This window comes from Actinomycetota bacterium (genome assembly GCA_005888325.1).
In the GTDB taxonomy this organism is placed as follows: domain Bacteria; phylum Actinomycetota; class Acidimicrobiia; order Acidimicrobiales; family AC-14; genus AC-14.
In genome coordinates this window covers 1-10,860 of the sequence record VAWU01000004.1, presented here as the reverse complement: position 1 = coordinate 10,860, position 10,860 = coordinate 1, and the positions used below count along the sequence as shown (strand labels likewise).

Genomic DNA, 10,860 nt, shown 5'->3' with positions numbered 1-10,860 from the left:
GTCGTTCCCGGCTGAGCGCTCCGGCTACGCGGCGCTGCACAGGTGGTTCGAGAGCTTCGGTGAGCTCGCTCGCGTCGGAGTCGAGGGAACGGGCGCCTATGGCGCGGGGTTGGCTCGACACCTGTGGGCTGTCGGGGTCGAGGTGATCGAGGTCGATCGCCCCAACCGCCAGGAGCGACGACGGGCGGGCAAGTCCGACACCCTCGACGCGGTCGAGGCGGCTCGGGCGGCGTTGTCGGGTGGCGCGCGCGGCCGAGCCAAAACCAAGGTCGGCAACGTGGAGGCGATCCGGGCACTGCTCGTGGCGAAGCGCTCCGCCCGCTCGAGCCGGATCATGACCCGCAACCAGCTCCGCCACCTGTGCGTCGCCGCCCCCGATGAGCTGCGGGAACGGCTCGCCCGGCTCAGCCGGGCTGAGCTGATCACGCAGGCCGCCGCCCCCGATCGTGGTTTGCGTGATCTCCCAGCCTTGCTTCGCGCGCGCGTCGAGTTCACCCCGGCGAATCAGGCTCGTCAGATGCCGCACCGGCATGAGAACAGGTGACCTGGGTATCTCTAGGTCAATGGCACGGGTGTTGGCGAGCACGGACGGCAGCGAGGCGGACGCCGACCTTCTGGCTAGGACAGTCGGCCTGTTGGGGCGCGACCACGGGTTCATCGTGTTGCGAGTCGTCGAGGTGCCGGTCGCCACCCTCCCTGGCGCTGGGCTGACCGGCGCCGAAGCCGCGCCGGTCATCGTGGACAAGGAAGCCGCGGAGACGGCCGAGGCGGATGCAGCCGCCGATCTTGATCGGCACGTCCGCTTGCTCGGTGTCGATGCTATGGCACGGGTCGAGGTCGGCGAGGCCGCCGCGACGATCTGCCGAGTGGCGCTCGAGACGAACGCAGACCTCATCGTCGTGGGGTCGCACGGGACCGGTCTCATGCGTCGGCTCATGTTCGGGTCGGTGAGCGACACGGTGGCGCACCATGCGCCATGCCCGGTGCTGCTGATGCGCCCGGTCGCCGTCGCCGACGACTGAGCCTCACGCCACGCCGTCGTCGTTCATATGCGTCCCCTCCAGCGGGGCGGTGCCGGTCGCGAGCCGCATCGTTCTCGTGCCAGTTGGGCCGATCGCCCGAAGCGCGTCGCTGGGTGTGCACACGCGTCAGAACGGGGAGGACCCGTCCGCTTTCGCGTACCAACCCTCGCCCTCTATGGGCATCCTCACCCAAATGCTCCCCACGGAGCCGCTGTGTTCCCTGACCGACTACCTTGCCAGGGGTGGCGGTTGAGGCCTCGGCACCGCTCGCAAGCTCGGGCCTGTAGCCGTCATCGACGAGGTCACGACCTCTGGGTTCGGGGGGCGAGGCGGCGCCGGGTTCTCGACGGGCGTGAAGTGGCAGACGGTGGCTGACTTCGCCTCGGCGACGGTGCCGGCCACCGTCGTGGTCAATGGCGCCGAGGGCGAGCCGGGAACCTTCAAGGACCGAACACTCATGCGCCGCAGCCCTACGCCGTGATCGAGGGCGGGCGCATCGCTGCGCCCGCCGTCGGGGCCGATCGAGTCCTCATCGCTGTCAAGGCCGCCTTCGCCGGGGAGCGGGCTCGCCTCGAGTCAGCCATGCGGGAACTGGCGGCCACTGACTGGACCGACAACGTCGCCCTCGGTCTCGCCGAGATGTTCGCTGATCTTTGCTCCGGCAATGGCAGCGACGACGACCTGGCCGCCATCGCCGACCGGCTCACCACGGTCGCCAAAGAGGCGAGGTGTTTCCTTCCGTTGCCTTGCAGTGAGCCGGGGTCGCGGCCGCGGGACAGCCGTGGATCACCCGCACCGAAGCGCTCGAGGTAGCCGCGGGGGCGCCTGAGCACTACCGAGGCACGGCCTCGAGCGTGGCGAACGGGAAGCCGGCGACGTCGCGACGGAGCCGGTCGAGGGCATCCTTGCGGTCCTTGAGGTAGCGGTCGAAGAAGTCGAGGCTCGCTTGCGCGACCAGGTGGAAGTCGGGCGGCCCGTCCCGGTAGGGCGACGTGTGCCCGCCACCCTTGATCGTCACGAAGAACTTCGGGGGCTTGGCCTGCTCGAAGAGGTCATGGCCGGCGGCGTGGGGAAATTCGGGGTCCGCATCGCCGTGGAAGAACAGCACCGGCGTCGCGGGCACGCCCTTGAAGTAGGTGCCGCCCTTGAAGGGCGGGCCGATGGCTGACTCGAGGACGACGGCGTCGACGCGCTTGTCGTGGCAGCAGGTGTTGAACCCGCTGGCCAACGCGTCGATCGCGCCCGAGGAGTGACCGGCGACTGCCACGTGGTCGACGTCGACGAGGCTGGAGTCCTCCGCGCCGAGCTTCGTGATCACGAACGTCTGGTCGGCAGGCTCGTTCACGATGTCCTCGGTGACGGCCCCGAAGGGCAGGCCCCGGACCGTCAGGGGATGCCGGACTCCCGCCACCACGTATCCGGCACGGGCCCAGATCCGAAAGGAGGCCGCGTACTGCTGGGGTTCACCGCTGCGCCCGTGGCTGAAGACGATGAGCGGGAATGGCCCCTTGGCGGGCTTGGCATCGGCCACCTCGGTGTCCGACGCCACGCCCTCGGCCGGATACCAGAGGTTTGTGACGAGCCGGCGCCGGGGCGCGCCGGGCTGCGTGTTCCTAGCGTCCAACGCCCGGCTGTCGTCGACGAACGTGACCGTGCGCACGCCGACCGCGTAGGGACCTGTCGTCTGCTGCGACGCGTCTTTCTTGTCGCCGCACGCGGAACCGACGATGAGCACCGCGAGCAGCAGGCCCAGGAGGCGGTGAATCACCGGACCAACGCTATCGGTGCGACCGGAAATGGGAGGGGCAGCCCGACCCCGAGGGAGGCAAGATCGCCACGCGTTGCGCCACAACAGACGTCGGCTCGCTCCGCAGAACGAGTGTTAGCGGGGTGCGATTGTCTGGTCGTCGCCTCTGTCGACGAAGCGCTTCTCATCGTCGGTGGGGGGCGTGGACCGTAGCCTCGAGCTCGAGAACCTGCGGCGCAGCCTGGCCATGCTCACCCCGCCGGGGCCACCGCGTCGCTGTCGCGCGAGGAGGCCATGCGGCTCATCACCGAAATGGAGCTCCAGGCCCGCCTCGAACGTCTCCGCGTCGAGCTGCGCCAGCTGGTCGAAGAGTCGCAGGTCTGAGGCGCGCACCAGCGAGAAGCCCCGCAACGAATCTCGCTGATGCGTGTGGCGAGCCCCCCAGCTTGCCACAACGCGCACCGGCGACGGTATGGGGACCCTCGCCGGTGCGGCGACCGGGTGGCGTCTAGACGAACGGTCGCCGTGATGTCGAGAGAGGCGGACCCTCGACGAGTCGATTGTGCAGCGCCATCACTGCGATGACCAGCGGTGAGCGCCGTAGTCCAAGCGCACGCGGAACCGAGCCAGGTCTACGGTGCAGACCCCACCCCGGTGACCGAGGGGCTCGGCGGTAGCGACAGCCAGCAATCTCGAAGTGAGGGTCCGCGCACCAGCGAGCCCCTCTAAGTCTCGCTGATGCGCGCGGCATGGCGAGCGCACGTGTCGCCTTGGCCGAGGCTGGTCTGGGGCTTCGGGGCTTCCACCCCGGCGGCCGAGTGTGCTTGGCACTCTCCCCATGGTGCCGTCCGCGGGGTTGCCGGGGTGGAACCGGCGTCACTTCAGCTGCCCCGTCTTGCGTGCCCAGCGCTCGACGTCTGGACAATTCCCGCCTGGCCGCAGGTGAGCGACGGGTCCAGGGACATCGGTGTAGCGGCGGCGCCAGGTGTGGATGGCCGGTTGATGCCTCATGCCCGGCCGCTCGACGATTTCGGCTGCTCCTACGAGCTTGCTCCACATAGGCAACGTATGAGCCGTGGGCGATCAAGGGGGTTAGGAGGAGACGGCGGCTTGTCGATTCACTGACCCGCCAACTGGCTCCCGACCCACGGGCATCGCGTACAGCCTGCAAGGCAAACTGGGGCGTCACCAGGGCTACCTCCGTCGTCGTGCCATCGTCATACTCAGCGAGGCCCTTGCCCCGCGCTGATTCAGGATCGCGGCGGTATCGGCGGCCCGATGTTCTGCTGGCCGTAACGCGCAGCGATCTCACCGAGGATTGCCGGGTCGGGCCGCTCGCCAGCGGGCACCGTCGCTGCGTATGCGGATGCTTCGCGGAAGAAACCTTCGACACCCGCCGGTCCGAAGAACAACAGCACGCGGGCTTCTTCGGAGTTCACGGTGAAAGCGTGGGGAATCTGACGCGGCCCGTAGATGACGGACCCGGGACCGGCGTCGGTCACGTCATCCCCGAGCCGAAACCGGACGTCTCCGTCGAGGACGATGAAGAACTCGTCGTCGTTGCTGTGAACGTGGACTGGCGACCCGAAGGCCTTCGGGCCCCAGAATTCGACAGCTGCGAAGCGCCCCTCGGTCTGCTGCGCGGTTGCCTTAATCGAGAGACGACCGCCAAGAAAAGCGCGTGCCTCCCCCGCACCCGGTTGCAGTACGTAACCGCCGCTGGTTTCCGGAAGCGTCATCAGTCATCCCCTCCCGTCAGTCCTTGCCCTGCGCTCAGACTCTAGAGGGCCCCCGTCGCTCTGCGTCATCTCATCGACGAGACCGAGCGCGCGTAGCGCGCAGCCTCCAGGGGCTGGGTTTGGATTGCCAGACTGGTCACCGGGTACGGCGTCGCGCACGCCCGAGCGCGTGACGGGCACTCGGAGTGGGCTCCCGTCAGCAAGCACGCGCCGTGTTATCAGTCATCGACCGCGTAGACCTGCCACGCATCCGGGACGCCCTTCAACGAATGCGTTCCACGGTCGTGGAGCGCGATCCCCGAACCCGTGACGAGATCCTTCACCGTCCTCGAGACGAAGATCTCACCCGCTCCCGCGAGCGTCGCGATGCGGTCCGCGATGTGCACGCCGATGCCGCCAACATCGCCATTTCGCAGCTCCACCTCCCCGGTGTCCACGCCGGCGCGGACCTCGACATCGAATACCCGCACCCGGTCGCGGATGGCTCGTGCGGCGTCGATGCCGGTCGACGGACCCACGAAGGTGGCGAGCACACCGTCGCCGGTCGTCTTGATGAGCCGGCCGCCGGCCTCAGCTACCCGCTCGGCGACCATGGCATCGTGCTTGTCGAGCATCGCCCGCCAGCCCCGGTCACCCATCGCCGCGGCCCGTTCGGTCGATCCCACCATGTCGGTGAAGAGGACGGTGGCCAGAACGCGAGTGGCCGGTGGCGGGGGTTGCTCAAACCCGAGCGAGCCGAGGAACTCGAGAGACCGCGGTCCCAACTTGGCCATGTCCTCTGTGCGCCAACTCCCGTGGAAGTCCCCGTCGATCTCCACGTAGCGAGCACCGGGGATGTGCTCGCCGAGAAAGCGGCCGAGCTCGACGGGCACGAGTGGATCCTTGCGCAATGCATCACCAGGGTGGGAACCGAGATCGTGGGCAGGATGGGCCGCACGTCGATCTCGAAGTTGCGCCGCTCGATCTCAGCCACCACCTGCGGGGTGCAGGCGTTGCGCTCGAACTGGGCGAGGAACCGGGCGGCCTCCGCGGAGTCGGGGACGTGCTGGATGTGGACCCCCCCATAGGCACGGCCAGTGTCCACTCTCTGGCCACCAAGTCGATGAACGCGTCTGCCTCCTCGGGCGATACGCCGATCGGATACCCGGGTGCTTGGGAGCACCTCGCGAACGTGCCGTAGAGCACGAGGGCCTGGGCCCGGTCGGGGTAGGTGGCGGCGAACAGCAATGCCATCGACCCAGCTTCGGAGATGCCGTAGACGACGGCCCGCCGTGAACCTGCGGCGTCCATCACGGCGCGAATGTCGTCGGTTCGCTCCTCGAGGCTCCCGTAGCCGAGCGACCGGTCGGACAACCCCGTCCCCCGCTTGTCGAAGACGAGCACCCGACACGCCTGGCCGAGTGCTCGAATGTCCTGGAACCATGGGAACTGCCATTCGAGATCCAGATGGGTCACGAAGCCCATCACCACCACGAGGTCGAACTGTCCCTCTCCGAAGACCGTGTAGGCGATGTCGACATCGCCCGAGGCGCGGGCGTAACGGATTCGGCCGGTGCGGTCACCAGCCGCAAGGCTAGCGACGTACGGTTTGCACAGCGGGGGGCGAGCGCCCCGCGATCGGGCAACAGTCGCAATCGGGCGGCAACCAGGAGGACCGTCGTTCTGGTTCCGATGCCGTACTCGGCCCCTCGAGTTAGGGCCTCCCAAAACGGCCGATCGGCGAGTCGTGTGCGTACGAAGGGAACGCCGAAGGCGCCTCGAACGAACGAAGCACTCTCGCGTGCAAGCGGAAGGAAGCCGAGTCGTCGTCGGGCCATCGATAGCGCGCGCTAACCCGGCGTTCGGAGACACGTCTAGCCGAAGGCGACGGACAGTCATCGGGGAGGCTATCCGCTGGTTGGCTCCCGATCGAACGGTCGCAAGCCGGTCACGTTCGATGGGTGCGCGAGGCTGGTCACCGTGGCGACTCTCGAGCTCGATCGGGTGCGCGCCATCGCGCTTGCGCTGCCTGAGGTAACTGAACGACTGAGCCACGGCGCGACGTGCTTCTTCGTTCGAGACAAGCGGCCGCTCTGCTACTTCCACGACCACCACAACGACGACCGAGTGTCCTGTGGTGCCCTGCCCCGCCCGGAATTCAAGCAGTGCTCGTCGCCAGTGAACCCGCACCGTTCTTCAAGCCGCCGACGTCTGCGAGCGGGACATTCTCCGATTGGCTCGGGGTTTCCTCGACCCGTCAGATGATGCCGCGGTTGATTGGGAGGTCGCCGAGACCCTCGAAGACGCCTTCCGCCTGGTGGCACCCGCGACAGCCGTAGCTGAGCTCGACCGCAGATAGACGGCGCCTCACCGACGAGCAGCGAGGTCAGTTCTGGTCGGCGATCATCTGACGGACGTGGGCGGCGAGCTTGTCGAGCGCCATCGTCCATCCGGCGGCACCCGGGGACTCGCTGGGAATGCCGGCATGGGTCATCACCATCTTCGTGCGGCCACCGACGTCCTCGAGTTCGACTCGGACCTCGGTCGTCGTGGGATGCCCCGCGGGCATGCCCATGTCCGAGGGCGACAACACGTTGCCGTTCTCGTCGGACATGGACTCGGTGTAGACGAGTCGCTCGTTCTCGACGACCTCGCGGTACTCGCCGGTGAACCACATCTGCGTTGGGCCGCCCGGGGTCTGAACCTCCATGCACACCAGACGGGTGCCGCCCACGCGCACGTCCATCTTGGCGACGGGAATGCTGGCGCCGTCGGGGCCGTACCAGGCGGCGAAGTGCTGGGGATCGGTCCACATCTGCCAGATGAGATCGATCGGAGCATCGAAGATGCGTTCGATCGTCACCGCGTCCTGCGAAACGTTGCCATCCTTCATCGGCTGCTCCTGCCTCTCGTTGCTGGTTGGAGTTGTCTGAGGTAGTTGTCCATCCGGTCGAAACGGGCCTCCCAGACGGGCCGGTACTGCTCGGCCCAGCTCGCCACCTCCTCGAGTCGCTCGGGCTCGAGGGCGCACGGTCGGTACTGGGCTAGTTGCCCCCGTCGAACCAGCCCCGCCTGCTCCAGCACCTTGATGTGCTTGGAGATGGCAGGCAGCGTGAGCTCGAACGGCTCGGCGAGCTCGTTCACGGTCGCCGGCCCGTCGGCCAGACGGGCAAGGATCGCCCGTCGCGTCGAGTTGGCCAGTGCGGCGAACGTCTGGCTCAGCCGGTCCTCGTCGATCGCCATGGTTCGCCTCCGGGCTCTTTCCTAATGAGCTAATTAGCTGACATGGAAAGTATACCGCTTGTCCACGGCCGTCTACTGGCGGCCCCACACGGGGCTGTCGGGTCGGAGGGAAGCACCGGGCGTGAAACAGAATCTCGAGCGCTTCCTCGATGGGCTCGTCCGTAGCGTCCGGCTTCAGGTAGGCGACATCGACCCGCGCCTCGAGCTTCGCCACGCAGCTGCAATGGCCGGGTAGAGGGGGCGAGATCGAACCTGATCTCCTCTTGTTGTTGTGTGCTCCTGGTCGTGGTCGTCGTCGTCCTCAGCCCAAGCGGATGCCCCGCCCACACTCACCGTCTCGCAAATCAGGTGCGATCGCACAGATGGTCCTCACGGCTTGGTTGCGCATGGAGGTCCCCCTCTGTCGTGTTGTGATGTCCCCCCGCAGCGGGGCCGGTGTCGCGAGCGACGCTATGCCTGGAGGGTTGGTTCTCTACATCTGCGTCAGTTGGAGAGGCCGGGCAACTCGGTCTCAGCCGCGCACGAATATCGTGACGGCGTCGCCACGGCTGGGTTCTGGATTCCTCATTTTCCTTCGCCGATGACGGGAGAGGTCATCGGCTGACGAAGAGGCGCTCGATACGCACCGAGTAGAGGTAGCCATCCCAGCTCTCCGGCGTGGATTGGCCGCGTCGAGAGAGCCCCCGTAGGTCCCCTAGTGTTTGGGACCGCGCTCGCAATTCCTACGCGTTCAGCGTCGCCTTGGATGGTGAGGTCGTGATCGCGATCGGCAACGGTCATCGCGATGGCCGCATGCCGCTCCAGGTTGCCGAGCAGCAGCGAGCCTCGGGAGGCCGCGAAGTACACCGTTCCTTCCCGACATGCTGCACGCACCACCGCGGCGTGCGGCCTGCCGTCAGCCCGAAGTGGCGACGGTTGCCCCCATCACCCTGTTCACAAATCGCTGGACTCTGGCGGCCGACCACCGTTCGTTCGCGTAGATCCGACGAGCCAGCGGACTCGCGGTGGCCAGCGAGACGTCGATCGTCCGCTGTGAGTCCTTCTCGGACACGGCGCCAGCCTACGGTTCGCGTTGCTTGGGCCCATCTGCGCGTTCGGCCGGCATAGCTTCACCAGGTGCCGAACCCGTTCCTCGACAGCAGACTCCCGGCAACCTGATCGCGATTGTCGGCTTGGCTCGTGTACGACGACTGAAGCACGCGGGCCGCGTCACGCGGAACGGTGCGTTAGGGTCCGGGGGTAACGCGCGGTCCTCCCGCCGAGACGGCAGGCACCACGCATGACGCCCCGCCCAACCGATGAGGGAGTAACACGTCATGAGTCGATCGATCCCTCAGGAGTCACTCGACCAGCTCCGTGCGGGGCTTTCCGGTGATGTGCTGACCGCCTCCGACGCGGCGTATGACGACATCCGGCAAGTCCACAACGGGATGATCGACAAGCGGCCCTCGCTGATCGTGCGCTGCCAGAACACTGCCGACGTCGCCGATGCGGTGAAGTTCGCCCGCGACCATGACCTCGAGATCTCGAGCCGGGGAGGCGGCCACAACGTCGCGGGCCGAGCCGTCACCGAAGGCGGACTGATGATCGACCTTCAACCGATGAAGGGCATCCACGTAGACGCAAAGAGCCGCACGGTTCGCGCCCAGGCCGGACTCACGTGGAACGAGTACAACCGGGCCACCCACGCGTACGGGCTGGCCACGACCGGAGGCGTGATCTCGACGACCGGCATCGCCGGCCTCACGCTGGGCGGCGGCCTCGGGTGGCTGATGAGCAAGTACGGCATGGCCGTCGACAACGTGCGATCGGTCGAGCTCATCACCGCCGACGGAGAGATTCGCACCGCGAGCGCCGACGATGACGCCGACCTCTACTGGGCGGTCCGCGGAGGCGGAGGCAACTTCGGTGTGGCGTCTTCGTTCGAATACGACGCACATCCGGTTTCGATGGTCTACGGCGGCCTTATCGCGTTCGCGCTCGCCGACGCACCCAAGGTGTGGGACTTCTTCGGAGAGTTCTCGGCCGCGAACCCCGACGAGCTGGTCATGATGATGGCGATCGTCCACGCCCCCGACGGGTCCGGTCACAAAATCGCGGCCATGGGCATGTGCCATTGCGGCGATCTCAAGGAGGGCGAGAAGGCGGCGAACGCGATCCGGTCTGCGGCCACACCGTTGATGGACATGCTCGGGCCGCTCCCGTATCCCGTGCAGAACACACTGCTCGACGACGGCTTCCCGAAGGGCGCCCGCAACTACTGGAAGTCTGCATTCTTCAAGGACATCTCCTCCGAAACCATCGCCTTGATGGCTGAGGCGTTCGAGAAGACACCGTCGATCATGACCGGCATGGTCATCGAGCACTTCCACGGCGCGGTCAGCCGTGTGCCGGCCACCGCGACCGCCTTTCCTCATCGCGAGCCGGGCTACAACCTCGTGATGGCCGGCGTCTGGCCCGAGCCCGGCGGCGACGGCGCCAACATCGCCTGGGTGCGCAACACATTCCAGGAGCTCGCGCCATACATGGCCGACTCCGTCTACGTGAACTACCTCGGCGACGACGACGCCGACCGAGTGCGCGCCGCCTACGGCCCGTGCTGGGAGCGCCTGGCGCAGCTGAAGCGCCGCTACGACCCCGACAACGTCTTCCACCTCAACCAGAACATCGACCCCCGCGCCGGCGCGTAGGAGTCTCGTCTGCAGCACGTCCGATGCCGACGCAGACAACCGGGGCGGCACCGGCCGTCGTCGCGCCAAATGTGGTCGAGCCCACGGTTTCCGCGCGACGGTTCGACCCGTTCCCCGGCCTTACACGCCACCCTCGGTCCGCGGCCTGGCATTCAGCGGCGAGAACATCGACACGATGGCGGCCGCCGGCGCGGTGTCGCTCTTTACCGGCGCCTTTCTCGACCGCGCTACGAAGCGGCGCGAAGCGAGCGAGGTCGGCGAGGAGGCGGCGACAAGCTGGGATGAGCCCTGACCGGGGTGTGCCTGTAGGACGCTCGTCGGCGGTCGAGGACGCGCATCTCACCAGCGTCTGCCTCGACCTTCACGCCGGGGTAGCGGGCGAGAGGAGTCGCACCTATGGGGTCCCAGACGCCTGTCTTGCCTCGAGCGGCCGCCGGGAG

At 67.3% G+C, this 10,860-nt stretch carries 12 protein-coding genes and 1 pseudogene; 6 read left to right on the top strand and 7 right to left on the bottom strand.

Features of this window, described 5'->3' with window-relative positions; translation table 11 throughout:
* The 4 genes from E6G06_00685 to E6G06_00670 all read left to right on the top strand — a co-directional run.
* Positions 1 to 544: IS110 family transposase (locus E6G06_00685; protein ID TML93830.1), on the top strand; the 544-nt coding region annotated here is incomplete at its 5' end.
* Positions 531 to 1,022: a universal stress protein gene (locus tag E6G06_00680; GenBank protein ID TML93829.1), complete on the top strand. Its 492-nt coding sequence runs from the start codon at positions 531 to 533 to the stop codon at positions 1,020 to 1,022. The genes E6G06_00685 and E6G06_00680, both read left to right, overlap by 14 nt.
* Before the next feature lie 292 nt (positions 1,023 to 1,314).
* Positions 1,315 to 1,503 carry a hypothetical protein gene (locus E6G06_00675; GenBank protein TML93828.1) on the top strand — a complete coding sequence of 63 codons (189 nt, stop codon included), beginning with the start codon at positions 1,315 to 1,317 and terminating at the stop codon, positions 1,501 to 1,503.
* The gene (locus E6G06_00670; protein TML93827.1) at positions 1,500 to 1,835 is read left to right on the top strand and encodes a hypothetical protein; all 336 of its coding nucleotides are present in this window, start codon (positions 1,500 to 1,502) and stop codon (positions 1,833 to 1,835) included. Before E6G06_00675 ends, E6G06_00670 begins: the two co-directional genes overlap by 4 nt.
* 19 nt (positions 1,836 to 1,854) lie before the next feature.
* Here E6G06_00670 and E6G06_00665 read toward each other — a convergent pair whose 3' ends face one another.
* From E6G06_00665 to E6G06_00650, 4 genes are all read right to left on the bottom strand, one after another.
* Positions 1,855 to 2,790 (bottom strand): alpha/beta hydrolase, encoded by a 936-nt coding sequence (locus E6G06_00665; GenBank protein ID TML93826.1) that lies wholly within the window; start codon positions 2,788 to 2,790, stop codon positions 1,855 to 1,857.
* Positions 2,791 to 4,019: 1,229 nt separating this feature from the next.
* Complete coding sequence (locus tag E6G06_00660) at positions 4,020 to 4,508, bottom strand: cupin domain-containing protein (protein TML93825.1); 489 nt, start codon at positions 4,506 to 4,508, stop codon at positions 4,020 to 4,022.
* Between the two features lie 218 nt (positions 4,509 to 4,726).
* The gene (locus tag E6G06_00655) at positions 4,727 to 5,380 is read right to left on the bottom strand and encodes an adenylate/guanylate cyclase domain-containing protein (protein ID TML93824.1); all 654 of its coding nucleotides are present in this window, start codon (positions 5,378 to 5,380) and stop codon (positions 4,727 to 4,729) included.
* A 22-nt stretch (positions 5,381 to 5,402) separates the two neighbouring features.
* Positions 5,403 to 6,386: an alpha/beta hydrolase gene (locus E6G06_00650; GenBank protein ID TML93823.1), complete on the bottom strand. Its 984-nt coding sequence runs from the start codon at positions 6,384 to 6,386 to the stop codon at positions 5,403 to 5,405.
* A gap of 81 nt (positions 6,387 to 6,467) precedes the next feature.
* On the opposite strand from E6G06_00650, the pseudogene E6G06_00645 reads away from it, so the two are divergent.
* A pseudogene (locus E6G06_00645) lies at positions 6,468 to 6,846 on the top strand (MmcQ/YjbR family DNA-binding protein).
* A 27-nt stretch (positions 6,847 to 6,873) separates the two neighbouring features.
* On the opposite strand, the gene E6G06_00640 reads toward E6G06_00645, so the two are convergent.
* The 3 genes from E6G06_00640 to E6G06_00630 all read right to left on the bottom strand — a co-directional run bounded on the left by E6G06_00640 (position 6,874) and on the right by E6G06_00630 (position 8,606).
* Entirely contained in the window at positions 6,874 to 7,380 is a 507-nt protein-coding gene (locus E6G06_00640) for an SRPBCC domain-containing protein (protein TML93822.1), read from the bottom strand.
* Entirely contained in the window at positions 7,377 to 7,724 is a 348-nt protein-coding gene (locus tag E6G06_00635) for a metalloregulator ArsR/SmtB family transcription factor (protein TML93831.1), read from the bottom strand. Before E6G06_00635 ends, E6G06_00640 begins: the two co-directional genes overlap by 4 nt.
* Before the next feature lie 570 nt (positions 7,725 to 8,294).
* Complete coding sequence (locus E6G06_00630) at positions 8,295 to 8,606, bottom strand: hypothetical protein (protein TML93821.1); 312 nt, start codon at positions 8,604 to 8,606, stop codon at positions 8,295 to 8,297.
* A 440-nt stretch (positions 8,607 to 9,046) separates the two neighbouring features.
* On the opposite strand from E6G06_00630, the gene E6G06_00625 reads away from it, so the two are divergent.
* Complete coding sequence (locus tag E6G06_00625; GenBank protein TML93820.1) at positions 9,047 to 10,420, top strand: FAD-binding oxidoreductase; 1,374 nt, start codon at positions 9,047 to 9,049, stop codon at positions 10,418 to 10,420.
* Positions 10,421 to 10,860 lie beyond the last annotated feature (440 nt).

Excerpts from the sequence above, each read along its gene's own strand:
- E6G06_00680 (TML93829.1), top strand. The coding sequence starts at position 531 with ATGAGAACAGGTGACCTGGGTATCTCTAGGTCAATGGCACGGGTGTTG.
- E6G06_00660 (TML93825.1), bottom strand. The coding sequence starts at position 4,508 with ATGACGCTTCCGGAAACCAGCGGCGGTTACGTACTGCAACCGGGTGCG.
- E6G06_00650 (TML93823.1), bottom strand. The coding sequence starts at position 6,386 with ATGACTGTCCGTCGCCTTCGGCTAGACGTGTCTCCGAACGCCGGGTTA.
- E6G06_00640 (TML93822.1), bottom strand. The coding sequence starts at position 7,380 with ATGAAGGATGGCAACGTTTCGCAGGACGCGGTGACGATCGAACGCATC.
- E6G06_00625 (TML93820.1), top strand. The coding sequence starts at position 9,047 with ATGAGTCGATCGATCCCTCAGGAGTCACTCGACCAGCTCCGTGCGGGG.